The 22,608-nt window shown below is 75.2% G+C and carries 26 protein-coding genes; 7 read left to right on the top strand and 19 right to left on the bottom strand.

Annotated elements, in window-relative coordinates:
• Positions 1 to 256 precede the first annotated feature (256 nt).
• Positions 257 to 1,897 carry a chaperonin GroEL gene (gene groL / locus O2W14_RS04220; RefSeq protein ID WP_269174816.1) on the bottom strand — a complete coding sequence of 547 codons (1,641 nt, stop codon included), beginning with the start codon at positions 1,895 to 1,897 and terminating at the stop codon, positions 257 to 259.
• A 161-nt stretch (positions 1,898 to 2,058) separates the two neighbouring features.
• Entirely contained in the window at positions 2,059 to 2,367 is a 309-nt protein-coding gene (groES, locus tag O2W14_RS04215) for a co-chaperone GroES (protein ID WP_163612654.1), read from the bottom strand.
• Between the two features lie 206 nt (positions 2,368 to 2,573).
• Between groES and O2W14_RS04210 the strand changes: the two genes are divergently transcribed.
• Positions 2,574 to 3,827, top strand: coding sequence for a class I SAM-dependent methyltransferase (locus O2W14_RS04210; RefSeq protein WP_269174815.1), 1,254 nt, complete (start codon positions 2,574 to 2,576; stop codon positions 3,825 to 3,827).
• Positions 3,828 to 3,842: 15 nt separating this feature from the next.
• Here the strand turns inward: O2W14_RS04210 and tsaD are convergent, their stop codons facing one another.
• The 15 genes from tsaD to O2W14_RS04135 form a co-directional block, all read right to left on the bottom strand.
• Positions 3,843 to 4,880, bottom strand: coding sequence for a tRNA (adenosine(37)-N6)-threonylcarbamoyltransferase complex transferase subunit TsaD (gene tsaD / locus O2W14_RS04205; RefSeq protein WP_269174814.1), 1,038 nt, complete (start codon positions 4,878 to 4,880; stop codon positions 3,843 to 3,845).
• Positions 4,873 to 5,292, bottom strand: a complete 420-nt coding sequence (gene rimI / locus O2W14_RS04200) for a ribosomal protein S18-alanine N-acetyltransferase (RefSeq protein WP_269174813.1) — start codon at positions 5,290 to 5,292, stop codon at positions 4,873 to 4,875. Before rimI ends, tsaD begins: the two co-directional genes overlap by 8 nt.
• A 17-nt stretch (positions 5,293 to 5,309) precedes the next feature.
• Positions 5,310 to 5,939, bottom strand: coding sequence for a tRNA (adenosine(37)-N6)-threonylcarbamoyltransferase complex dimerization subunit type 1 TsaB (gene tsaB / locus O2W14_RS04195; RefSeq protein WP_269174812.1), 630 nt, complete (start codon positions 5,937 to 5,939; stop codon positions 5,310 to 5,312).
• Between the two features lie 59 nt (positions 5,940 to 5,998).
• A complete protein-coding gene (locus O2W14_RS04190) occupies positions 5,999 to 6,583 on the bottom strand; it encodes a Rho termination factor N-terminal domain-containing protein (protein WP_269174811.1) in 585 nt (194 codons plus the stop codon).
• A gap of 64 nt (positions 6,584 to 6,647) precedes the next feature.
• On the bottom strand, positions 6,648 to 7,073 hold the full coding sequence (tsaE, locus tag O2W14_RS04185; RefSeq protein WP_269174810.1) for a tRNA (adenosine(37)-N6)-threonylcarbamoyltransferase complex ATPase subunit type 1 TsaE: 426 nt from the start codon (positions 7,071 to 7,073) through the stop codon (positions 6,648 to 6,650).
• A 17-nt stretch (positions 7,074 to 7,090) separates the two neighbouring features.
• Entirely contained in the window at positions 7,091 to 7,717 is a 627-nt protein-coding gene (locus tag O2W14_RS04180) for a uracil-DNA glycosylase (RefSeq protein WP_269174809.1), read from the bottom strand.
• A 9-nt stretch (positions 7,718 to 7,726) separates the two neighbouring features.
• Positions 7,727 to 8,923, bottom strand: a complete 1,197-nt coding sequence (locus O2W14_RS04175) for an alpha/beta fold hydrolase (protein WP_269174808.1) — start codon at positions 8,921 to 8,923, stop codon at positions 7,727 to 7,729.
• Positions 8,923 to 10,074 carry an alanine racemase gene (gene alr / locus O2W14_RS04170; RefSeq protein ID WP_269174807.1) on the bottom strand — a complete coding sequence of 384 codons (1,152 nt, stop codon included), beginning with the start codon at positions 10,072 to 10,074 and terminating at the stop codon, positions 8,923 to 8,925. Before alr ends, O2W14_RS04175 begins: the two co-directional genes overlap by 1 nt.
• Positions 10,075 to 10,102: 28 nt before the next feature.
• Positions 10,103 to 11,539 (bottom strand): NAD(P)H-hydrate dehydratase, encoded by a 1,437-nt coding sequence (locus tag O2W14_RS04165; protein ID WP_269174806.1) that lies wholly within the window; start codon positions 11,537 to 11,539, stop codon positions 10,103 to 10,105.
• The gene (locus tag O2W14_RS04160) at positions 11,536 to 11,910 is read right to left on the bottom strand and encodes a holo-ACP synthase (RefSeq protein ID WP_269174805.1); all 375 of its coding nucleotides are present in this window, start codon (positions 11,908 to 11,910) and stop codon (positions 11,536 to 11,538) included. The genes O2W14_RS04165 and O2W14_RS04160 overlap by 4 nt, the downstream gene beginning before the upstream one ends.
• A gap of 112 nt (positions 11,911 to 12,022) precedes the next feature.
• Positions 12,023 to 13,885, bottom strand: a complete 1,863-nt coding sequence (gene glmS / locus O2W14_RS04155; protein WP_269174804.1) for a glutamine--fructose-6-phosphate transaminase (isomerizing) — start codon at positions 13,883 to 13,885, stop codon at positions 12,023 to 12,025.
• Positions 13,886 to 13,943: 58 nt separating this feature from the next.
• Positions 13,944 to 15,287: a phosphoglucosamine mutase gene (gene glmM, locus O2W14_RS04150; protein WP_269174803.1), complete on the bottom strand. Its 1,344-nt coding sequence runs from the start codon at positions 15,285 to 15,287 to the stop codon at positions 13,944 to 13,946.
• Between the two features lie 22 nt (positions 15,288 to 15,309).
• On the bottom strand, positions 15,310 to 15,729 hold the full coding sequence (gene rpsI / locus O2W14_RS04145) for a 30S ribosomal protein S9 (protein WP_442928823.1): 420 nt from the start codon (positions 15,727 to 15,729) through the stop codon (positions 15,310 to 15,312).
• A complete protein-coding gene (gene rplM, locus O2W14_RS04140; protein ID WP_269174802.1) occupies positions 15,726 to 16,169 on the bottom strand; it encodes a 50S ribosomal protein L13 in 444 nt (147 codons plus the stop codon). The genes rpsI and rplM overlap by 4 nt, the downstream gene beginning before the upstream one ends.
• Before the next feature lie 198 nt (positions 16,170 to 16,367).
• Entirely contained in the window at positions 16,368 to 16,853 is a 486-nt protein-coding gene (locus O2W14_RS04135) for a beta-class carbonic anhydrase (protein ID WP_269174801.1), read from the bottom strand.
• 87 nt (positions 16,854 to 16,940) lie between these two features.
• Between O2W14_RS04135 and moeA the strand changes: the two genes are divergently transcribed.
• Genes moeA through O2W14_RS04115 form a run of 4 tightly spaced genes read left to right on the top strand, consistent with a single transcriptional unit; the run spans position 16,941 to position 19,564 of the window.
• Positions 16,941 to 18,146 (top strand): molybdopterin molybdotransferase MoeA, encoded by a 1,206-nt coding sequence (gene moeA / locus O2W14_RS04130; protein ID WP_269174800.1) that lies wholly within the window; start codon positions 16,941 to 16,943, stop codon positions 18,144 to 18,146.
• Positions 18,143 to 18,616, top strand: a complete 474-nt coding sequence (moaC, locus tag O2W14_RS04125; protein WP_269174799.1) for a cyclic pyranopterin monophosphate synthase MoaC — start codon at positions 18,143 to 18,145, stop codon at positions 18,614 to 18,616. The genes moeA and moaC overlap by 4 nt, the downstream gene beginning before the upstream one ends.
• Complete coding sequence (locus O2W14_RS04120) at positions 18,613 to 19,113, top strand: MogA/MoaB family molybdenum cofactor biosynthesis protein (RefSeq protein WP_269174798.1); 501 nt, start codon at positions 18,613 to 18,615, stop codon at positions 19,111 to 19,113. The genes moaC and O2W14_RS04120 overlap by 4 nt, the downstream gene beginning before the upstream one ends.
• Before the next feature lie 52 nt (positions 19,114 to 19,165).
• Complete coding sequence (locus O2W14_RS04115) at positions 19,166 to 19,564, top strand: hypothetical protein (RefSeq protein ID WP_269174797.1); 399 nt, start codon at positions 19,166 to 19,168, stop codon at positions 19,562 to 19,564.
• Position 19,565: 1 nt separating this feature from the next.
• On the opposite strand, the gene fdhD is transcribed toward O2W14_RS04115, so the two are convergent.
• Positions 19,566 to 20,396 carry a formate dehydrogenase accessory sulfurtransferase FdhD gene (fdhD, locus tag O2W14_RS04110; RefSeq protein ID WP_269174796.1) on the bottom strand — a complete coding sequence of 277 codons (831 nt, stop codon included), beginning with the start codon at positions 20,394 to 20,396 and terminating at the stop codon, positions 19,566 to 19,568.
• Between the two features lie 42 nt (positions 20,397 to 20,438).
• Between fdhD and mobA the strand changes: the two genes are divergently transcribed.
• Both mobA and O2W14_RS04100 read left to right on the top strand, forming a co-directional pair.
• The gene (mobA, locus tag O2W14_RS04105) at positions 20,439 to 21,050 is read left to right on the top strand and encodes a molybdenum cofactor guanylyltransferase (protein WP_269174795.1); all 612 of its coding nucleotides are present in this window, start codon (positions 20,439 to 20,441) and stop codon (positions 21,048 to 21,050) included.
• A gap of 9 nt (positions 21,051 to 21,059) precedes the next feature.
• On the top strand, positions 21,060 to 21,725 hold the full coding sequence (locus O2W14_RS04100) for an SDR family oxidoreductase (protein ID WP_269174794.1): 666 nt from the start codon (positions 21,060 to 21,062) through the stop codon (positions 21,723 to 21,725).
• Between the two features lie 7 nt (positions 21,726 to 21,732).
• On the opposite strand, the gene truA is transcribed toward O2W14_RS04100, so the two are convergent.
• A complete protein-coding gene (truA, locus tag O2W14_RS04095; RefSeq protein WP_269174793.1) occupies positions 21,733 to 22,599 on the bottom strand; it encodes a tRNA pseudouridine(38-40) synthase TruA in 867 nt (288 codons plus the stop codon).
• Between the last annotated feature and the right edge of the window lie 9 nt (positions 22,600 to 22,608).

Below are 22,608 nucleotides of genomic sequence, written 5' to 3'. Positions count from 1 at the left end.
AGATCCTGATCGGACCACCGCTGTAGCGGGCTACAGCTCGTCGCCGTCCCAGTCGGCGTCCAGGACGCGGGCGAGTGCCGACGAACTCGTCGGGCCGGCCCTCTCGTGTGTGCAGGTGGAGCCCCGGCCGGCTGGTCACCCAGCCGGCCGGTGGAGGAGCCCGGTGCCCCACGGGGCGCTGCGCGCCCTGGGGCACCGGTCGGGCCCCGTCCCGGGTCCGCGAGCGTGCTCGTGGTGGGGAGGACGGGGTCCTTCCTCAGTGGCTGTGGCCGTGCCCGCCGCCGTGGCCGTGGGTGTGGTGCGCCCCGCCCTCGGACTCGTCCTCGGCCGGCTTGTCCACGATCGCGGAGTCGGTCGTCAGGATCATCGTGGCGATCGACGCGGCGTGCGTCAGGGCCGCCTTGGTGACCTTGACCGGGTCGATGACGCCCTGGGCGGCCAGGTCGCCGTACTCGCCGGAGGCGGCGTTGAAGCCCTGGCCGACGCCGAGCTCGCGGACGCGGCCGACGACGACCGGCCCCTCGAACCCGGCGTTGGAGGCGATCAGCGCCAGCGGGGTGTCGATGGCCCGGCGGACCGAACGGGCACCGACCAGCTCGTCACCGGTCAGCGTCAGGTCGTCGATGGCCGTGGCGGCGTGCACCAGCGCGGAGCCACCACCGGGGACGACGCCCTCCTCGACGGCCGCCCGGGTCGCGTTGATCGCGTCCTCGATGCGGAACTTCTTCTCCTTCATCTCGACCTCGGTGGCCGCGCCGACCCGGATCACCGCGATGCCGCCGGCCAGCTTGGCCAGCCGCTCCTGCAGCTTCTCCTTGTCCCAGTCGGAGTCGGTCGCCTCGATCTCGTTGCGGATCTGGGCGACCCGCTCGGCGATCGCGCCTGAGGTGCCGCCACCGTCGACGACGGTGGTGTCGTCCTTGGTGACGGTGACCCGACGGGCGGTGCCGAGCACCTCGAGGCCGACGGAGTCCAGGGACAGGCCGATGTCCTCGCTGACCACCTGGCCACCGGTGACGACGGCGAGGTCGGTCATGAACGCCTTGCGGCGGTCACCGAAGTACGGGGACTTGACCGCGACGACCTTGATCGTCTTTCGGATGGAGTTGACGACCAGGGTCGACAGCGCCTCGCCCTCGACGTCCTCGGCCACGATCAGCAGCGGGCGGCCGCCGGTCGACAGGACCTTCTCCAGCAGCGGGAGCAGGTCGGGCAGCGCGCTGACCTTGCCGCTGACCAGGAGCACGAGAGCGTCCTCGAGCACGGCCTCCATCGACTCGGAGTCGGTGACGAAGTACGGCGAGAGGTAGCCCTTGTCGAACTGCAGGCCCTCGGTGACGTCCAGCTCGGTCGTCATGCCGTTGGCCTCTTCGACGGTGATGACGCCGTCCTTGCCGACCCGCTCCATCGCCTCGCCGATCAGCTCGCCGACCTCGGCGTCCTGGGCGGAGATGGTGGCGACACCGGCGATGGCCTTGCGGTCGTCGACCGGGATGGCCACGGCGTCCAGTGCGGCGGAGACCGCGGTGACGGCGGCGCGCATGCCGGCGCCCAGGGCCATCGGGTTGGCCCCGGCGGCGACGTTGCGCAGGCCCTCGTGCACCAGGGCCTGGGCCAGCACGGTGGCGGTGGTGGTGCCGTCGCCGGCGACGTCGTTGGTCTTGGTGGCGACGTTCTTGGCCAGCTGCGCGCCGAGGTTCTCGTAGGGGTCCTCGAGCTCGATCTCGCGGGCGATCGTCACGCCGTCGTTGGTGATGACGGGCGGGCCGAAGTTCTTGTTGATGACCACGTTGCGGCCGCGGGGGCCGAGGGTGACCTTGACGGCGTCGGCGAGCTTGTCGACGCCGCGCTCGAGGGCGCGACGGGCGTCCTCGTCGAACAGGATGATCTTGGCCATTGCCAGACCTCTCTCAGGGTGTCGCGGGGAGTTCGAGGGCAGACGACGACCGCCCCGGGACCCGGTGGATCGGGTCGCCGGGGCGGTGTCGTTCAAGGTGCGGCCGGCCCCCTGCAGGGGCCCGCCGCGAGCTTGCTCGTGGTGGGGAGCAGGGGGTCCTTCTACTTCTCCACAACGGCGAGCAGGTCGCGCGCGGAGAGGACGAGGTAGTCCTGACCGGCGTAACGCACCTCGGTGCCGCCGTACTTCGAGTAGATGACCACGTCGCCGACGTTCACGTCGAGCGGGACCCGGTTGCCGTTGTCGTCGACGCGGCCGGGGCCGACCGAGATGACGGTGCCCTCCTGGGGCTTCTCCTTGGCGGTGTCCGGGATGACCAGCCCAGAGGCGGTGGTGGTCTCGGCCTCGTTGGCCTGGACCACGACCCGGTCCTCGAGCGGCTTGATGTTGACCTTGGTAGCGGTCGTCACAGGTGACGCCCCCTTCACTGTCGGACGGGCTTCCGGTGGATGGTGCGGTGGAGCGGGTGGTGCTGATGCTGTGGCACGGGAGCCGGGGCCTGCCGTCGCGGGGGTCAAGCCGCGGCTCGTGTCGATTGGCACTCTACCCATGCGAGTGCCAGCCGCTCAACCGGGGGCGGCCGGGCAGCTGCACGCCGATGCGCCAGGCTGTGCGGGTGTCCAGCGACCTCGAGCCGGCCGACCAGGGCGCCGAGACCGTGCGCCAGCTCCGCGCGCTGTCGACCCCGGCAGGCGCCGCTGCGCTGAGCCGGGCCGGCGACCTGCTGGCCGGCCGCACCGACGCGGTGTCCGCGCTGAGCCGGCTGCGCGCCGAGGTGGGCGTGGAGCTGGCCGGCCCGGCCTGGGGCATCGCCCGCCAGCGGGAGCGCGCCCGACCGGTGTTCGGCGCGGACACCGACCGGCTGCTGTTCACCTCCGACGCCCTGGAGCAGGCCGGCCGCCCGGTGCTCGCCGACCGGCGGGCCGCCCGGCTGCTGGCCGGCGGGGCGGGGAGCGTGGCCGACCTGGGCTGCGCCGCCGGCACCGACACGATCGCCCTGGCCCGGGCCGGCGCGCGGGTGCTCGCCGTCGACCTGGACCCCGTCGCCCGCGAGCTGACCACGCTGAACGCCGCCGCCCTCGGCCTGGCCGACCGGGTGGAGGTGGTCGCCGGGGACGCCGTCACGCTGGTCGAGGCGGCCACCGACGGCCGGGTGGCCGGCTGCGACGCCGCCGTCCTGGACCCCGCCCGCCGCTCCGGGGGCCGCCGCCAGCTCGACCCGGACCGCTGGTCACCCCCGTGGTCGACGGTGCAGGCCCTGCTGGACGCCGTCCCGGTGTGCGCGGTCAAGGTGGCCCCCGGGCTCGACCACGAGCGGGTGCCGGCCGGCGTCGAGGCCGAGTGGGTGTCGGTCGGCGGCTCGATCGTGGAGGCGCTGCTGTGGGGCCGTGCGCCGTCGGCGACCTGGCGGCGGGCGACCGTGGTGACCCGGGACGGCGCCGTCCACGAGCTCACCGCCGACGCCGACCCCGGCCCCGCCCCCGACGGCCCGGTGCGCGGCTGGCTGCACGAGCCCGACCCGGCGGTCATCCGCTCCGGGCTGGTGTCCCTGGCCGGCCGGGAGCTCGGGGCGAACCTGGTCGACCCCACGATCGCCTACCTGACCTCCGACCGGCCCGCGGACTCCCCCTGGGTCAGCTCCTACCCGGTCACCGACGTCCTGCCGTTCAACCTCAAGAAGCTCAAGGCGCTGCTGCGCTCGCGCGGCGTCGGGCGGGTGACGGTGAAGAAGCGCGGCTCGGCGATCGAGCCCGAGGAGCTGGCCCGCCGGCTGCGCGGACCGGGCGAGGGGACGGCGGTCGTCGTCGTCACCCGCGTCGCCGGCGCACCCACCGTCGTCCTCTGTGGAGTCCCAGCGCTCGGGAGGTGACGCGCTGGGACTCCACTAACGGCTGACGACCTCGATCGGGAGGGAGCTGTCGGCGCCCAGGTCGGCACCCGACGGGGCGACGCCGGCCTCGACCAGCCGGGAGCCGAGTGCGGCGACCATGGCGCCGTTGTCGGTGCACAGCCGACGGCTGGGCACCCGCAGCACGATGCCGGCGGCGTCGCAGCGCTCCTGGGCCAGTGCGCGCAGCCGGGAGTTGGCCGCCACGCCGCCGCCGATGACGAGGTGGTCGACGCCGTGGTCGCGGCAGGCCCGCACGGCCTTGGCGGTGAGCACGTCGACCACCGCCTCCTGGAAGGACGCCGAGACGTCGGCGACCGGCACCGGCTCCCCCGCCCGCTCACGCGCCTCGACCCAGCGGGCCACGGCGGTCTTGAGCCCGGAGAAGGAGAAGTCGTAGACCGCGTCGCGCTGGCCGGTGAGCCCGCGCGGGAACCGGATCGCGGCCGGGTCGCCCTCGGCGGCGGCTCGGTCGATCGGCGGGCCGCCGGGGAAGGGCAGACCCAGCACGCGGGCGACCTTGTCGAAGGCCTCCCCCGCGGCGTCGTCGATGGTGCGGCCCAGCTCCTGCACGTCCTGGGCGAGGTCGGGCACCAGCAGCAGCGAGCTGTGCCCGCCGGAGACCAGCATCGCGATCGAGGGCTCGGCCAGCCGCCCGTGCTCCAGTTCGTCGACGGCGACGTGGGCGGCGAGGTGGTTGACCCCGTACAGCGGGACGTCGAGGGCGAGGGCGTACGCCTTGGCCGCCGCGACCCCGACCAGCAACGCGCCGGTGAGCCCGGGCCCGGCGGTGACCGCGACCGCGTCGACGTCCGCAGCGGTCACCCCGGCGTCGGCGAGCGCCCGGCGCACGGTCGGGACCATCGCCTCCAGGTGCGCCCGGCTGGCGATCTCGGGGATGACGCCGCCGAAGCGCTCGTGCTCGGCCATCGAGGTGGCCAGCGCGTCGGACAGCAGGGTCTGCCCGCGCACCAGGCCGATGCCGGTCTCGTCGCAGGAGGTCTCGAACCCCAGCACCAGCGGCTGCTCAGCCACGCTTCATCACCACTGCGTCCTCGCCGCTCAACGGGTAGTAGTTCGGCCGGACGCCGATGGGCACGAACCCGCGCCGGGCGTACAGCCCCTGGGTCGCCTCGTCCGTGGCGCGCACCTCCAGCAGCACCACCGGGGTCCGCCGGTCGGCCTCGGCCAGCAGCGCGTCCAGCAGCCGGCCGCCGATGCCCTCGCCCTGCCGGGCACCGGTGACGCCGATGGTCGCGACGTGCGCCTCGTCGGGGTAGGCGATCAGGCCGGCGTAGCCGACGACGTCCGCGCCGTCGACGGCGACCAGGTAGTACCGGGTGTCGGTCATGGCCAGCTCGTCCAGGTACATCGACCGGGTCCAGGTGTCGGGGGCGAAGAGCTCCTCCTCCATCCGCATGACCTCGCGCAGGTCGTCCCGGGTCATCGGGCGCAGCTCGACCGTCACTGGCTGACCGCCTTGCGGGTCACGTTCGGGACGGCGTCGGGACGGCGCAGGTACAGCGGCTCCAGCGGCACGGGCGGGGAGCCGAGCAGCGGGACGGCGGCGCGGACCAGCCCGGCGGTGGTGACGTCGGCGGCGGTGACGGCGCGGCCCAGCCGCTCGGCGAACCGCACGTCGCCCACGACCGGGTCCGCCACGGGTGCGTCCTCCGGCCGGTCGACGCCGGGGCCGGTGAGCCGCTGCCCGGCGTCGTCGTAGGTGGCCCAGTGGACCTCCTTGCGGCGGGCGTCGGTGACCACCGAGCGGGCACCGCTGCCGATCGCGTCCAGCGAGCAGACCCCGTGGACGGGCAGCCCCCGGGCGTCCCCGAACGCGGCCGCGGTGACGATCCCGACCCGCAGGCCGGTGTAGGGCCCGGGCCCGAGCCCGGTGACCACGGCGTCCAGGTCGGCCATCGCGGCGCCGGCCTCGGTGAGCACCTCGCGCACGGCCGGGGTGAGCAGCTCGGCGTGCCGGTTGCCCGACTCCACCGCCCGCTCGGCGAGCACCTCGGTCCCGCCGTCGGGTGACCAGCGCGCCAGCCCGACGACGAGGGTCGGGGTCGCGGTGTCGAGGGCGAGGAGCAGCACGACCGTCGAGCCTAGGCGGTGACCGGCGGGTGGGCGGTCGGGCCCACCCGCCGGTGCGGTCAGGCGCCCTGGCCGTCGGTGTCGGGGTTCTCCAGCTGGAAGAAGGTGCTGGGCCGGCCGTCGGTGTGGTCCTCCTGGTAGATGAAGTTCAGCCGACGCTCGTCGAAGGTGCGGAACCAGTCCTCCCAGCTGATGTCGACCAGCTGGCCGGTGGAGTCCTGGAAGCGGATGCGCAGCCGCCCGGGACGGCCGTCGTACTCGCTGTTGGGCACCGTCGCCGGCGAGCCGCCGCGGGCCTCGGCCCACTCCCGGATGACCTCGTGGTGGGTGGTCACCAGGCTGCGGCCCTGGCGCTCGGGGTCCTCGTCGGTCGAGGTGATGTTCTGCGAGTACTTGAGGCTCTTGGAGTCCTTGTCCCCGGTGCGCACCTCGCCGCCGTCCGGGCCGGCCCCGAGGTCGCCCTCCTCAGAGCCGGTGTCCTCGGAGCCGGTGTCCTCGGCAGGGGTGCCCCCGCCCTGCTCACCGATCGCCTCGACCAGCTCGCCCTTGTTCTTCGAGGAGGGCGCACGCACGCCCTCCTCCCGCGCCACGTCGCGCAGCTCGTCGACCTTCATGTCCTCGAGCGGCTTCTCGTCGGTCGCCACGGTTCCTCCTGAGTCCGGGTGCACGTCGGGGGACGACTACCCGGCCCGACCGGCGGCACACCGCTCAGTCGTGCGCGATCCGCTGTTCCCAGCCCGGCCCGACGGGGACGAGGCGGGCGGTCCGGACGTCGTCGTCCCGGCGGTCCAGCTCCACCACCAGGTGCTCGTCGGCCAGCTGCTCGACCAGGCCGTGCCCCCACTCGACGACGGTGACCGCCTCCTCGGCGGTGGCGTCGAGGTCGAGGTCGTCGACGTCGGCCATGCTGCCCAGCCGGTAGGCGTCGACGTGCACCAGCGGCAGGCGCCCGCCGCGGTGCACCCGGGCGAGGACGAACGTCGGTGAGGTGACCGGGCCGCGCACGCCCAGGCCGGCGCCGATGCCCTGGGTCAGCGCGGTCTTGCCCGCGCCCAGCGGGCCGGCCAGCACGACCAGGTCACCGGCGCGGAGCAGGGCGGCGAGCTCGCGGCCGAACGCCTGGGTGTCGGCCACCGTGGGCAGCTCCCGGATCACAGCGTCCCCGCGATCGCAGCCAGGTCGGCGGCCAGCGCGGCCCGCGGGGCGCCGTTCGGGCCGAACCGGATCGCCGCCGAGGGGTGGTAGGTGACCCACACCGACCGCCCGTCGACCTCGTGCGGCCGGCCGCGCACCTGGCCGAGCACCGTCTTGGGCCCGAGGAACCACTTCGCCGACGACAGCCCGAGCGCGAGCACCGTGCCGGCGTCCAGCAGCTCCAGCTGGCGGCGCAGCCAGCCGCTGCAGCGGGCGACCTCCGGCGTCTTCGGCGTCCGGTTGGCCGGGGGCCGGCACTTGACGATGTTGAGCACCGCGCACTCCGCCCGGTCCAGCCCGGCCTCGCCGAGGAGCTGGTCCAGCAGGGCACCGCTCTTGCCGACGAACGGCCGGCCGGTCTCGTCCTCGGTGGCGCCGGGGGCCTCCCCCACGATCACCAGCCGCGGCCGGCCGGTGGCCGGGGCGTCGCCGACGACGACGTGCTGGCGGGTGCTGGACAGCTCGGGGCAGGCCACGCAGGAGCGGGCGACGGTCGCGAGCGCCGCCCAGTCGGGGGCCAGCGCGGCGGTGCGGGCGACCTCGTCGGCGGCCGCGTCGAGGCGGGGCGGTCGGAGGGCGGCCACGCGCCCAGCCTACGGGCGGTCGGTGCGGACCGCGCCGACCGCCCGCAGCAGCTCCGACAGCGCGGCGGTGACCTCGGCCGGCTTCTCCAGCAGCACCAGGTGCCCGGCGTCCGGGACGACGACGAAGCGCACCGTCCCGGCGCCGCCGGCCTCCAGCTGCTCGACGATCCGCTCGCTGTGCGCCTTCGGGATCATCTTGTCCGCGTCACCGGTCAGCACCAGGGTCGGCACCCGGCGCAGCGGCTCGATCGCCCCGCCGGCGTCCAGCCCGGCGATGGCCGGGTAGAACTCCGCGATCACGTCGACCGGGGTGCCGCCGATCATCGCGTCGACGTAGCGCCCCAGGGCCGGGTCGACGTCGGTGGAGGAGAACGACAGCGACCAGGTGGCCGCCGAGACGATGCCCTTGGCCAGCCGCCGGGTGTGCTCGGCCAGCGCCGGCCGGCGGCGCATCGTCCACGCGGCGACCGGGATGACCGCGGTGCGCACCCGGGTGAGCAGGTGCGGCAGCCCGAGGTCGAGGTCGGCGAGGTTGCCCGCGGAGGTGGACACCAGGGCGGCGCCGACCACCCGGGTGCCGAACAGCTCCGGCCGCCGCTGGGCCAGGGCGAGCACGGTCATGCCGCCCATCGAGTGGCCGACCAGCACCACCGGACCACGGGGCGCCCGGCTGGTGAGCACCGCCTCGAGGTCGGCGGCCAGCTGCTCCATCGTCGAGTGCTCGGCGACCCCACGGCCGGAGGCCCCGTGCCCGCGCTGGTCGTAGAACACCAGCCGGGCGCGGGGGCGGTGGCCGTTCGCGGTGGCCAGCTCGGCGCCCAGGTCCCGGCGCTGGAAGGTCCACGAGGCCATCGACAGCGCGTAACCGTGCACGAGGACGACGGTCAGGGGGGCGTCGGGCGGGCCGACCTCCTCCACCGACAGCGGCACGCCGTCGTCGGTGCGCACCAGCGCGGTGCGGTCGGCGGTCCGGCTCTGCAGGCCCAGCGGGTCCTGCTCGCGCAGCTCCGCGGCCGGGACGTCGCCCACCTCCCGGCCGTCGTCGCGCGCCTCGCCGGCCAGCTGCGTGGCCCGGACCGCCGACGTGGCCGACCGGGTGACCGCGACGCCGATGGCCGTGCCGGCCGCGGCCAGCCCGACCACGGCGCCGATGAGCCCCGCGGTGCGGCCCAGGTGGTGGTCGGCGAGCGGGTGGTGGCGGGACATCACGCCACCCCGGCGGTGCCGACGTGGCGGCGGCGGAAGCGGCCACCGATGCGGGTGACCAGCTCGTAGTGGAGGGTGCCGACGGCGTCGGCCCACTGCTGCGCGGTCGGCTCCCCCTCGGTGCCGGGCCCCCACAGCACCACCGGGTCACCGGGGGCGACCGGGTCGGAGCCGACGTCGAGCACGAACTGGTCCATCGACACCCGGCCGGCGATGGTGCGCTGGGTGCCCGCAGCGAGCACCGGCGCGGCGTTGCCGGCGGCCCGCGGCACGCCGTCGGCGTACCCGACCGGCACCAGGGCCAGCGTCGTCTCCGCCCCGGTCGTGTAGCTGTGGCCGTAGGAGACGCCGACCCCGGCCGGCACCCGCTTGGTCAGCGCGACCCGGGCCTGCACGGTCATCGCCGGGCGCAGGCCGTGCGCCGCCGGGTCGCCGCCGAGGGGGTCCAGCCCGTAGATCGCCACCCCGGGGCGCACCAGGTCGTACCAGGTCCCCGGCAGCGCGACCGTGGCCGCGGAGTTCGCCAGGTGCCGGACGGCGTCGGTCAGCCCCGCCGCGCGGGCGACGGCGACGGCCTCGTCGAACACCCGCACCTGCGCGCCGACCGCCGGCGAGCCCGGCACGTCGGCGGAGGCCAGGTGGCTCCACAGCCCGGTGACGACGACGTCACCGTCGGCCTGCGCCCGCGCCGCGGCGCTGACCAGCCCGGGCCAGTCGGCGGGGGTGGCGCCCTCGCGGGACAGCCCGGTGTCGGCGAACAGGTGCACCGACGCCGTCCGGCCGGTGGCGCGGGCGGCCTCGACCACCTCGGCCAGCCCCCACTCGGCGTTGACCGACACCTCGACGTCGGCCGACAGCGCGGCGGCGAAGTCCTCCCCCGGCCCGTTGAGCCAGGCCAGCACCGGCGCGGTGACCCCACCGGCGCGCAGCGCGAGGGCCTCCTCGACCACGGCCACGCCGAGCCGGTCGGCACCGCCGGCCAGCGCCGCGCGGGCGGCGGGCAGCATGCCGTGCCCGTACCCGTCGGCCTTGACCACCGCCATCAGCGGCCGGCCCACCCGCTCCCGCAGGACGGCGACGTTGGCCGCGATGGTGTCCAGGTCGACGACCACCTCGGCACGGTGGGCGAGCGCTCGTTGCAGCTGCGTCACACCGCCCAGTCTCCCAGGCCCGCGCTGCTCAGCCGACGCTGCCGCGCAGCCGGGCGACCGTCTCCGGCAGCCGGCGCACCAGGTCACCGGCGATCAGCGGTCCGTGCTCGGCGGCCAGCTGCCCGGCACGGCCGTGCAGGTGCGCGGCGGACGCGGCGGCCTCGGCGGCGGGCAGCCCGGTGGCCAGCAGCGCGCCGAGCACCCCGGCGAGCACGTCACCGGTGCCCGCGGTGGCCAGCCAGGGCGTGCCGGTGGCGTTGACGAACGTGGCACCCGCGGCGTCGGCGACCACCGTCGCGTCGCCCTTGAGCAGCACCGTGCAGCCCAGCTCGGCGGCGCCCCGGCGGGCGGCGGCGAGCCGGTCGGGGCCGACGTCGCCGAACAGGCGGGCGAACTCCCGGTCGTGCGGGGTCAGCACGGTCGGCGCGCTGCGGTCGCGCACCAGCTCGGGGTGCCGGGACACCAGGGTCAGCCCGTCGGCGTCCACCACCACCGGCAGGTCGGTGGCCAGCACCTCGGTGAGCACGCCGAGCGCGTCGTCGTCGGTGCCCATGCCGGGGCCGGCCACCCAGGCCTGCACCCGGCCGGCGTCCCCGGGGCGGCCCGAGGTGACCAGCGCCTCCGGCCAGGCCGCCTTCACGCCCTCGGCGGCGGTGCCGGCGTAGCGGACCAGGCCCGGGCGGGTGCGCAGCGCGGCGCCGGTGCAGAGCACGCCGGCGCCCGGGTAGGTGGCCGAGCCGGCGAGCACCCCGACCACGCCCCGGGAGTACTTGTCGTCCTCCGGGCCCGGCGCGTCCAGGTGCCCGGCGACGTCGGCGTCGGTCAGCTGGACGGCGTCGGGCGCAGGGAGGACGCCACCCAGACCGATGTCGACCAGGTGCACGGTGCCGGCCAGCCCGCGGCCGGCACCGACGACGAGGCCCGGCTTGACCGCGCCGAACGTGACCGTGTGCTGGGCGGCGAAGGCCGCACCCGGCACCTCGCCGGTGTCGGCCGCGACGCCACTGGGCACGTCGACCGCCACCAGCAGCCCCGGCCCGGCCGTGGCCCGGGCGACGAGCTCCGCGGCCGGTGGGCGCAGCGGGCCGCTGCCGCCGATCCCGACGATGCCGTCGAGCACCAGGTCGGCGCGCTCGAAGCCGGCGGCGTCGGCCGGCACGACCCGCCCACCGGCCCGCTGCAGCGCCGCCAGCCCGCCGGCGTGCGCCCGCTCCGGGGAGAGCAGGACCGCGCGGACCTGCGCGCCGCGGGCGGCCAGCCGGGCACCGGCGAGGAGCGCGTCCCCGCCGTTGTCACCGGAGCCGACCAGCAGCACCACCCGGGCGCCGCTCACCCGCCCGAGCAGGCCGGCGCAGACCGTGGCCAGCCCGGTGGCGGCGCGCTGCATCAGGGTGTCCGGACGCAGGCCGGCCAGCAGCCGCTGCTCGGCAGGGCGCAGTTGGGCGGCGGTGTAGAACCCGATCACGGGGTGCCCTCGGCGATGACCACGGCCGAGGCGATGCCCCCGTCGTGGCTCAGCGACACGTGCCAGGAGGTCACGCCCAGCTCGGCGGCCCGCCGCGCGACGGTGCCGCGCACCTCCAGCAGCGGCCGGCCCCGCTCGCCGACCACCACCTCGGCGTCGTGCCAGTGCAGGTCGCCGGGCGCGCCGAGCGCCTTGGCCAGCGCCTCCTTCGCCGCGAACCGGGCGGCCAGGGACTCACCCGTCCGCTCGGCGCCCGCCGGGGTGCGCTGCTCGGCTGCGGTGAACAACCGGTCGCGCAACCCCGGCGTCCGGGTCAGCGAGGCGGCGAACCGCTCGACCGGGCAGACGTCGATCCCGACCCCGATGATCACGCCACCAGTCTGCCCCGCGGCCCGGACCGCCGTCCGCCGTCCCGCCATCGGCCCCTCCGCAGGGCCCCGCCGCGAGCGTGCTCGTGGTGGGGGGGGCGGAGGGGTCCTCCGACTATTCGACCGTGACGGACTTGGCCAGGTTGCGGGGCTGGTCGACGTCCAGGCCGCGGGTGTCGGCGATCTCGCACGCCAGCACCTGCAGCGGCACGGTGGTGACCACCGGGGCGAGGAGCGTGGGCGTGCGCGGCACCCAGATGACGTGGTCGGCGTAGGGCAGCACGTCGTCGTCACCCTCCTCGGCGATCACGATGGTGCGCGCGCCCCGGGCCCGGACCTCCTGGATGTTGGAGACCACCTTGGAGTGCACGGAGCCGCGGCTGCGCGGCGAGGGGACGATCACCACGACCGGCGTGCCCTGGTCGATCAGCGCGATCGAGCCGTGCTTGAGCTCACCGGCGGCGAAGCCCTCGGCGTGGATGTAGGCCAGCTCCTTGAGCTTCAACGCCCCCTCCAGCGCCACCGGGTAGCCGACGTGGCGGCCGAGGAACAGCAGCGTGTCCTCCGTCGCCAGCGACCGGCCCAGCGCCCGCACCGGCTCCATCTGCTCCAGCACCCGGGTCACGGCGGCCGGCAGCTCGCGCAGGTCGTCGACGATCGCGCCGACCTCGTCGGCGTACTTCACCCCGCGGACCTGGGCGAGGAAGGCCCCCACCAGGTAGCAGGCGACGACCTGGGTCAGGAACCCCTTGGTCGAGGCGACGGCGACCTCGGGCCCGGCGTGGGTGTAGAGGACGGCGTCGGACTCGCGCGGGATGGTCGAGCCGTTGGCGTTGCAGATGGCCAGCACCCGGGCCTTCTGCTCCTTGGCGTGCCGCAACGCCATGAGGGTGTCCATGGTCTCGCCGGACTGGCTGATGACCACGACCAGCGTGGACCGGTCGAGCACCGGGTCGCGGTAGCGGAACTCGCTGGCCAGCTCGACCTCGACGGGGATGCGGGTCCAGTGCTCGATGGCGTACTTGGCGATCAGCCCGGCGTGGTAGGCCGTCCCGCAGGCCACCACGAAGACCTTGTCGACGTCCCGCAGCTCCTGGTCGGACAGCCGGACCTCGTCGAGCACCAGCTCACCGGCCTCACCGAGGCGGCCGAGCAGCGTGTCGGCGATCGCCTGGGGCTGCTCGGCGATCTCCTTGAGCATGAACCAGGGGTAGCCGCCCTTCTCGGCGGCGGCGGCGTCCCAGTCGACCGTGCGCGTGCGGGGCTCGACGATGGTGCCGTCGAAGTCGGTGACCGTGACGCCGTCGGTGCGGTCGAGCAGGACGACCTGGTCCTCCTCGACGTCCAGCGCGGTGCGCGTGTGCCCGATGAAGGCGGCGACGTCGGAGCCGAGGAAGTACTCGCCGTCGCCCACCCCGACGACCAGCGGGCTGTTGCGGCGCGAGGCGACCAGCCGGTCGGGCTCGGCGGTGTGGGTGGCGACCAGGGTGAAGGCGCCCTCGAGCCGGCGGCTGACCACGCGCATGGCCTCCGCCAGCCGGTCGGGCCCGGCCGGGGTGAGGCGGTAGACGGCGGCCAGCAGGTGGGCCACGACCTCCGTGTCGGTCTCGGAGGAGAACTCGATCCCGGTCGCCTCGATCTCGGCGCGCAGCGAGGCGAAGTTCTCGATGATGCCGTTGTGGATCACGGCCACCGTGCCGTCGGCCGACACGTGCGGGTGGGCGTTGCGGTCGGTGGGTCCACCGTGCGTGGCCCAGCGGGTGTGCCCGATGCCGATCGTGGAGGGCGGGAGCTCCTCCTCCACCAGCATCTTCTCCAGGTTGGCCAGCTTGCCGGCCTTCTTGGCCGTGCTCAGCCGACCCTCGGTCAGCAGGGCGACGCCGGCCGAGTCGTAGCCGCGGTACTCCAACCTGCGGAGCCCCTCCAGCACGACGTCCAACGAGTCCTGCGGGCCCACATACCCCACGATGCCGCACATGCCTCCGACGATACCGGCGCGACCGGTCCCGGAGCGTCACCACAAGGGGCGAGAGGGGTCACCCGGTGGCGGCGACCACCGCGGCCAGCCGCGCGGCGACGGCGTCGGCCTGCTGCTGGGTGGGGGCCTCGACCATCACCCGGACCAGCTGCTCGGTGCCCGACGGGCGCAGCAGCACCCGGCCGGTGTCGCCGAGCTCGGCCTCGACCTCGTTGACCGCCCGGGCGACGTCCTCGCTCTCGGCGACGGCGAGCCGGTCGGTGACGGGCACGTTGACCAGGATCTGCGGCAGCTTCTGCACGACCGAGGCCAGCTCGGCCAGCGAGGCGCCGGTGGCGCTCATCCGGGACAGCAGCGCCAGCCCGGTCAGCAGCCCGTCGCCGGTGGTCGCCCAGTCCAGGAAGACCAGGTGGCCGCTCTGCTCGCCGCCCAGGGACAGCCCGCGCGAGCGCAGCGCCTCCAGCACGTAGCGGTCGCCGACCGCGGTGGTGGCCACGGAGATGCCGGCGGCGCGCATCGTGTGGTGGAAGCCCAGGTTGCTCATCACGGTGGCCACGACGGTGTCGTCGGTGAGGTTGCCGCTCTCGTGCAGGGCCAGGGCGCAGATGGCCAGGATCGCGTCGCCGTCGACGACGTCACCGGCGGCGGTGACCGCCAGGCAGCGGTCGGCGTCCCCGTCGTGGGCGATGCCGATGTCCGCGCGGTGCCGGGCGACGGCGTCCTTGAGCGGCCCGAGGTGGGTCGAGCCGATGCCGTCGTTGATGTTCCAGCCGTCGGGCTCACCGCCGATCACGTGCACCTGGGCACCGGCCCGGCGGTAGACCTCGGGGGCGTAGCGGGAGGCCGCGCCGTGGGCGCAGTCGACGACGACCCGCAGCCCACGCAGCGGCTGGCGCAGGGCGGACAGCACGTGGTCGATGTAGTCCTCGGCCGCGCCGGGGAGGTCCCGCACCCGGCCGACCCCACCGCCGGTGGGGCGGTGGTCCTCGGCCTCGTGGCCGGTCACGCGTCGTTCGATCGCCGCCTCGACCGCGTCGGGGAGCTTGTGCCCGCCGCGGCTGAACAGCTTGATGCCGTTGTCGGGCATCGGGTTGTGGCTGGCCGAGATCATCACGCCGAGGTCGGCGTCGGTGCGGCCGGTCAGGTGCGCCACGGCCGGGGTGGGGATCACCCCGACCCGGAGCACCTCGGCGCCGGCGCTGGCCAGGCCCGCGACCACGGCCGCCTCCAGCATCTCCCCGCTGGCGCGGGGGTCGCGCCCCACGACCGCGACGGGACGTGAGGTCCCGTCGCGGTCGGAGAGCACGGTGGCGGCGGCGCGGGCCACGGACATGGCCAGCTCCGGCGTCAGGTCGGCGTTGGCCCGACCACGGACGCCATCGGTCCCGAAGAGGCGTCCCATGGACGGACTGCTCGCCGGACGGTCAGCGCTTGGAGTACTGGGGCGCCTTGCGGGCCTTCTTCAGGCCGTACTTCTTGCGCTCGACGACACGGGGGTCACGAGTCAGGAAGCCGGCCTTCTTGAGGGCCGGACGGTCGTCGGCCTCGATCTCGATGAGCGCGCGGGCGATGGCCAGGCGCAGCGCACCGGCCTGACCGGAGACGCCACCACCGTGCAGGATGCCGACGACGTCGTACTGGTCGGCCTTCTCCAGGATCACGAACGGCTCACGGATGAGCTGCTGGTGGACCTTGTTGGGGAAGTAGTTCTCGATGGTGCGGCCGTTGAGCTTGAACTGGCCGGTGCCGGGGAGCAGACGCACCCGGACGATGGCCTCCTTGCGGCGGCCCACCGTCTGGATCGGACGCCCGTCGGCGTCGGTGATGGTCTGGGCGCTGGTCACTGGGACACCTGCTTGATCTCGAAGGGCTGGGGCTGCTGGGCGGCGTGCGGGTGCTCGGGCCCGGCGTAGACCTTGAGCTTGGAGAGCATCTGCCGGCCCAGCGAGTTGTGCGGCAGCATGCCCTTGATCGCCCGCTCGACGGTGCGGTCGGGACGGGTCTTCAGCTCGTCGCCGACGTTGATCGTCGTCAGGCCGCCCGGGTAGCCGGAGTGCCGGTAGGCCAGCTTCCGGTCGTTCTTGGAGCCGGTCAGCGCCACCTTGCCCGCGTTGACGATGACGACGAAGTCACCGGCGTCCACGTGGGGGGCGAACTGGGGCTTGTGCTTGCCGCGCAGCAGGATCGCGGTCTGGCTGGCGAGTCGACCGAGCACCACGTCGGTGGCGTCGATGACGTGCCAGGCCCGGGTGATGTCACCGGGCTTGGGGGAGTACGTGCGCACGAGGCTCACTGTCCTTCGTCGTCGTCTGGCGGGTGGCTGGTGGGATCGCCTCACCGAGCACGGGAGACTGGGCTGATCCGGTGAACCCCGGGCCCTGGACACGCGCGCACCAACCGGCGTCGCGCACCAGCAGACGACGATACCAGCCGGAGGACCCCTGCCTCCCGGCCGCTCAGGCCTCCGGGACGGGGCCGGCGCTCACGCCACCTCGCGGAGCTCGCCGGTGCCGACGTCGTAGACCGTCCCCCGCACCTCGGTGGACAGCAGGTACGGCGTCGCGCGGATGACCCGCATCGACTCGCGCACGTCCTCGTCGACGTCGGCGAAGGCCTGCGCCACCCACGGTGGCCGGTGTCCGGTGGTGCTCTCGACCAGGTCGGCCAGGTCGGTGTCGGTCGTCTTCTGCAGGCCGCAGTCGGTGTGGTGCACGAGCACCACCGCGCGGGTGCCCAGCAGGTGCTGGGAGATGGTCAGCGAGCGCAGGGTGTCGTCGGTGACGACACCGCCGGCGTTGCGGATCACGTGCGCGTCCCCGACGGCCAGGCCGAGCAGGCCGAACAGCGGCATCCGGGAGTCCATGCAGGCCACGACGGCGACCTTGCGGGCCGGGGCGACCGGCAGGCCCCCGGGGAACTCCGCGCGCCACTCGCCGTTGGCCGCCAGCATCTGGTCGATTTCGCTCATCGCCACCACCCTCTCCTCGCCGTGTGCGGGTGCACGGTAACGCCACGCGCCGTCCGCGCCGGTGCCCCCATCGGTGAGGATGGGCGGGTGCGCACCGTCGAGGAACACCAGGCAGTGGTCGCCGGGCTGCTCGCCCCGCTGCCGGTCGAGGAGGTCGCGCTCGCCGCGGCCGCCGGCCGGGTGCTGGCCCGCGACCTCCCGGCCCTGGTCTCGCTGCCCGGGTTCACCAACTCGGCGATGGACGGCTACGCCGCCCGGCACGCCGAGGTCGGCGGCGCGAGCGAGGACTCCCCCGTGCGGCTGCCGGTCGCCGAGGACGTCCCGGCGGGGCGCAGCGACGGCCCGCCCCTGCAGCCGGGCACCGTCCACCGGATCATGACCGGCGCCCCGGTCCCCGAGGGCGCCGACGTCGTCGTGCCGGTGGAGCGCACCGACGCGGCCACCGACGTCGTCACGGTCACCGGCTCCCCCGCCGCCGGCACCCACCTGCGGCACGCCGGTGAGGACATCCGCGCCGGCGAGCTGGCCATGCCGGCCGGGACGGCGCTGGGTGCCGCGCAGCTGGGGCTGGCCGCGGCGGTCGGGTACGCGACGGTGCCGGTGCGCCGCCGGCCGCGGGTGCTGGTGCTCTCCACCGGCAGCGAGCTGGTCGAGCCCGGCCGCCCCCTGGCCAGGGGCCAGATCTACGAGTCCAACTCGGTGCTGCTGGCCGCCGCCGTCACCGAGGCCGGTGGCGAGGCCCGCACGCTGCACTTCGTCCCCGACGACGTCGACCAGTTCCTGGCCACGGTGCGCGCCGAGCTGTCCTGGGCCGACGTCCTGGTCACCAGCGGCGGGGTGAGCGCCGGGGCCTACGAGGTGGTCAAGGACGCCTTCCGGGAGCTGGGCACCGTGGAGTTCGGCAAGGTCGCCATGCAGCCCGGTGGTCCCCAGGGCGCCGGTACCGTCGACGGCGTCCCGGTGGTCACCCTGCCGGGCAACCCGGTCAGCTCGTTCGTGTCCTTCGAGGTGTTCGTCCGCCCCGCCCTGCGCCGCGCCCTGGGCCACGCCTCCCCCGAGCGGTTGCGCACCACGGCACGGCTGACCGCACCGCTGCGCTCCCCCGCCGGACGCCGCCAGTTCCTGCGCGGCCGCTTCGACGGGGCCGTGGTCGACCAGGTCGGCGGGCCTGGCTCGCACCTGGTCGCGCACCTCGCCCGCGCCAACTGCCTGGTCGTCGTCCCCGAGGACGTCACCGAACTCCCCGAGGGCGCGCAGGTCGCCGTCGTCCTGATCGAAGGAGCACTCCAGTGACCGAACCGCGTCTGACCCACCTCGACGCCTCCGGCGCCGCCCGGATGGTCGACGTGACCGCCAAGGCGGTCACGCCCCGGGTCGCCACCGCCGCGGGCCGGGTGCTGGTCAGCCCCGAGGTGGTCGCGCTGCTGCGCGGTGAGGGCGTGCCGAAGGGCGACGCGATCGCCGTCGCCCGGATCGCCGGCATCGCCGGGGCCAAGCGGACGCCGGACCTGATCCCGCTGTGCCACCCGATCGCGCTGCACGGCGTGACCGTCGACCTCGAGGTGACCGACGAGGCGGTGGAGATCACCGCCACGGCCCGCACCGCCGACCGCACGGGGGTGGAGATGGAGGCGCTGACGTCGGTCGCCGTCGCCGGGCTCACCGTGATCGACATGGTCAAGGCGGTCGACCCGCGGGCGACGGTCACCGACGTCCGGCTGCTGGCGAAGTCCGGCGGCAAGAAGGGCGACTGGGTCCGATGAGCGCCGAGCTGCCCGCCGGCGCCCGCGCCGTCGTCGTCACCGCGTCCAACCGGGCCTCCGCCGGGGTCTACGAGGACCGCAGCGGTCAGGTCCTCGCCGAGGGGCTGCGCGAGCTCGGGTTCGACGTCGAGGGCCCGCACGTGCGCCCCGACGACGTCGCCGCGCTCACCGAGGTGCTGCGGGCAGCGGTCGCCGGCGGTGCCGACGTCGTCCTGACCACCGGTGGCACGGGCCTGTCCCCCACCGACGTCACGCCCGAGGCGACCCGGGCGGTGCTGGAGCGCGACGCCCCGGGGCTGGCCGAGGCGGTGCGCCGGTTCGGCGAGCCGTCGGTGCCCACCGCGGTGCTGTCCCGCGGTGTGGCCGGCACGGCCGGGCGCACGCTGATCGTCAACCTGCCCGGCTCCACCGGCGGGGTGCGCGACGGGCTGGCGGTGCTCGGCCCGCTGCTGCCGCACGTGGTCAGCCAGCTCCGCGGCGGCGACCACACCGGCTGACCCGCGCGCCGGGGACTCCCCCGGCCGGCCGCCGCACGCGACACTGCCTCCCGTGGACGTGCTCGCGACCGGCTGGACGACCGACGCCGACCACTGGACGCTGACCAGCGAGCCCCGTCCGCCCGGCCGCCACGTCGGGGTCGACGTCACCACGGCCGGTGGCCACCGCTGCTGGGGCACCGGGTGCGTCCTGGAGCAGCAGCCGCAGACCGACCGGGTCCAGCTGACGACGGGGAGCGACGACACCGGACCGAGCACGCTGATCGTCAGCGCCCGGGCCGACGTGCGGGCCGTGGTGGTGCGCCTGTCCGACGGCACCCGGGAGGACCTGCGACTGCACGCCCTGCCCGACCGCACCGACGTCCGGGTCGCCGTGCTGGTGTACCCGCGGCGCCTGGACGTGCACCGGATCGACCTGTACGACGCAGCCGGGACGCGCTTCCCCGACTGACCTACTCGGGCAGGACCAGCCGCTCGGGGTGGGTGTAGACGTTGCAGCCGTCGCCGCGGAGGAACCCGACGAGCGTGATGCCGACCTCCTGGGCCAGCTCCACGGCCAGGGAGCTCGGCGCCGACACCGCGGCGAGCACCGGGACGGCGGCCATCGCGGCCTTCTGGGTCAGCTCGAACGACGACCGCCCGCTGACCATCAGCACGTGCCCGGCCAGCGGCACCCGGCCCTCGCGGACGGCGTCGCCCACGACCTTGTCCACGGCGTTGTGCCGGCCGACGTCCTCGCGGAGCGCGACGAGCTCCCCCGCCGCGCTGAACAGCCCGGCGGCGTGCAGCCCACCGGTCTTGTCGAACACCTGCTGCTCGGCGCGCAGCCGGTCCGGGAGCGCCAGCAGCGTCTCCAGGGTCAGCCGGGTGTCGTCGGCGGCGACGTCGTAGGCGGTCTTGGTGCGGATCGCGTCGATGCTGGCCTTGCCGCAGACCCCGCAGGAGCTGGTCGTGTAGAAGTTCCGGTCCAGCGCGGTGTCCGGCGCCTCCACCCCGGGGGCGAGGTCGACGTCGACGACGTTGTAGGTGTTGCGGCCCTCGTCGTCGGTGGAGTTGCAGTAGCGCAGCCCGGCGATGTCGGCGGCCGAGGAGATGACCCCCTCGGTGGTGAGGAAGCCGTGCACCAGGTCGAAGTCGTCACCCGGCGTCCGCATGGTCACCGCGAGCGGGGTGCCGTCGAGACGGATCTCCAGCGGTTCCTCGGAGGCGACCGTGTCCGGCCGACGGGTGTGCACTGCTCCACGGATGCGCAGCACCGGGGTGCGGCTGGTCACTCGTCCCACGCGGCCGACGGTACTCACCACGCGCGCCCTACCGTTCCCCGCATGAGCCCGTTGCCGCCCTTCGCCGCCGTCGTCCTCGCCGGTGGCCGGTCGGCCCGGCTCGGCGGGCAGGCCAAGCCGCAGCTGGACGTCGGTGGACGCACCATGCTCGCGACCGTGCTCGACGCGGTCGAGGGCGCGGTGCAGCGCGTCGTCGTCGGCCCGTCGCAGCCGGTCCCGGACGGCGTCCTGCTGGTCCGGGAGACCCCGCCGGGCGGCGGGCCGGTGCCGGCGCTGGCCGCGGGTCTGGCCGCCGTGTCGCCGGGGACCGAGGTGGTCGCGGTGCTGGCCGCCGACCTGCCGTTCGTGACCCGCGACCTGGTCGACCAGCTGCGGGAACGGCTCACCGGGGACGGGGTGCTCGTGGTCGACGGGACCGGGCGCGACCAGCTCCTGCTCGGCGTCTGGCGGACGGCGTCGCTGCGCGCGGCCTCGGCCGGGGCGCGGCCACACGCACCACTGCGCGGGCTGCTGGCCCCGCTGACGGTCACGCGGCACCTCCCGGTGGTCCGAGCCGGTGAGCCGGCGCCGTGGACCGACTGCGACACCCCGGCCGAGCTGGCCCGGGCGCGCACCGCGGCCGACGCGCGACTGCCGGGGCCCACCGTCGGGTAGACGCCGGGCATGCGCGTCGTCATCGCAGGAGCCCATGGACAGATCGCCCGCCGCCTCGGCCGGCTGCTCAGCGGCCGGGGGGACACCGCCGTCGGCGTCGTCCGCAACCCCGACCACCGCGCCGACCTCGAGGCCGACGGCGTCGAGCCGGTCGTGCTCGACCTGGAGCAGGCCTCGGTCGAGGAGGTCACCGCCGTCGTGTCCGGCGCCGACGCGGTGGTCTTCGCCGCGGGCGGTGGCCCGAACAGCGGCATCGCCCGCAAGGACACCGTCGACCGCGGTGCCGCCGTCCTGCTGGCCCGGGCCGCGGAGGCCGCCGGGGTGCGCCCCTACCTGCTCGTGTCCTCGATGGGCGTCGAGCAGGTAGCCGGCGGGGCCACCCCCGAGGGCGTGGACGAGGTCTTCGTCGCCTACCTGCGCGCCAAGCTCGCCGCCGAGGAGGACGTGCTGTCCCGCTCGGGGCTGGCGCCGATGGTGGTGCGGCCCGGTGGCCTGACCGACGACCCCGGCACCGGCCGGGTACGGCTCGAGCACCTCACCGAGCACGGGCAGGTGCCCCGCGACGACGTCGCCGCCGTCCTGCTGGAGCTGCTGGACCACCCCAAGGACGGCCTGGTGGTCGAACTGCTGTCCGGTGACACCCCGGTGACCGAGGCGGTCGCCGCGCTCCCCTGACGGGCCGTCAGGGGGCCGGATCCGTGTCCGCGGCGCGCTTGGCCCGGGTGACCAGCGCCCGGGCGGCGAGCTGCGACTCCTCGGGGTAGTCGACCCGGACGAGGGTCAGCCCGCCGGCCGGGGCGACCGGGACGTCGTTGGCGCGGCTGGTCAGCGACAGCAGGGACGCCGGCCAGCCGGGCTCACGCCGTCCCTCGCCCACGGCGATGAGCGCGCCGACCAGGCTGCGCACCATCGAGTGGCAGAACGCGTCCGCCGACGCACGGATCTCGATGACCTCGCCGTGCCGCTCGACGTCGAGCTGCAGCAGTGTGCGGATGGTCGTGGCGCCCTCGCGCCGCCGGCAGTACGCGGCGAAGTCCTGCTGCCCCAGCAACAGGGCGGCGGCGACCCGCATGCGGCCGGCGTCCAGGCGGCGGCCCCACGCGGCGGTGTCCGCACGCCGCAGCGGCGGGGGGCCGGACTCGGCGTCGGTGAGCCGGTAGACGTAGTGACGCCGGAGGGCGGCGAACCGGGCGTCGAAGTCCGGGCTGACCACCTGCACCCCGGTCACGGCGATGTCGGCGGGCAGGACCCCGCGCAGCCGGCGCAGCAGCTTGCCCGCGTGCTGCTCCAGCAGCTCTGCCGGCAGGTCGGCGTGTGCCACCTGCCCGGTGGCGTGCACCCCGGCGTCGGTGCGGCCGGCCACGGTGAGGTCGACGTCGCGGCGCAGCACCGTCGCGAGCCCCAGCTCCAGCTCCCCCTGCACGGTGCGCTGACCGGGCTGGCGGGCCCAGCCGTGCAACGCCGTCCCGTCGTAGGAGACCTCCAGGCGGACGCGGACGAGCCCGCCACCGGTGTCGGTGGCGGGCTCGTCGGCGTTCAGGTGCTCCACGGAGCTGAC

Origin of the sequence: Modestobacter sp. VKM Ac-2986 (genome assembly GCF_026967795.1) — a bacterium.
In the GTDB taxonomy this organism is placed as follows: domain Bacteria; phylum Actinomycetota; class Actinomycetes; order Mycobacteriales; family Geodermatophilaceae; genus Modestobacter.
The sequence above is the reverse complement of the archived record's forward strand: the minus strand, read 5'-3'. Positions and strand labels throughout refer to the sequence as shown.

Excerpts from the sequence above, each read along its gene's own strand:
- groL (WP_269174816.1), bottom strand. The coding sequence starts at position 1,897 with ATGGCCAAGATCATCCTGTTCGACGAGGACGCCCGTCGCGCCCTCGAG.
- rimI (WP_269174813.1), bottom strand. The coding sequence starts at position 5,292 with ATGACCCGGGACGACCTGCGCGAGGTCATGCGGATGGAGGAGGAGCTC.
- O2W14_RS04175 (WP_269174808.1), bottom strand. The coding sequence starts at position 8,923 with ATGTCCCGCCACCACCCGCTCGCCGACCACCACCTGGGCCGCACCGCG.
- glmS (WP_269174804.1), bottom strand. The coding sequence starts at position 13,885 with ATGTGCGGCATCGTGGGGTATGTGGGCCCGCAGGACTCGTTGGACGTC.
- glmM (WP_269174803.1), bottom strand. The coding sequence starts at position 15,287 with ATGGGACGCCTCTTCGGGACCGATGGCGTCCGTGGTCGGGCCAACGCC.
- O2W14_RS04135 (WP_269174801.1), bottom strand. The coding sequence starts at position 16,853 with ATGAGCGAAATCGACCAGATGCTGGCGGCCAACGGCGAGTGGCGCGCG.
- O2W14_RS04120 (WP_269174798.1), top strand. The coding sequence starts at position 18,613 with ATGAGCGCCGAGCTGCCCGCCGGCGCCCGCGCCGTCGTCGTCACCGCG.
- mobA (WP_269174795.1), top strand. The coding sequence starts at position 20,439 with ATGAGCCCGTTGCCGCCCTTCGCCGCCGTCGTCCTCGCCGGTGGCCGG.
- O2W14_RS04100 (WP_269174794.1), top strand. The coding sequence starts at position 21,060 with ATGCGCGTCGTCATCGCAGGAGCCCATGGACAGATCGCCCGCCGCCTC.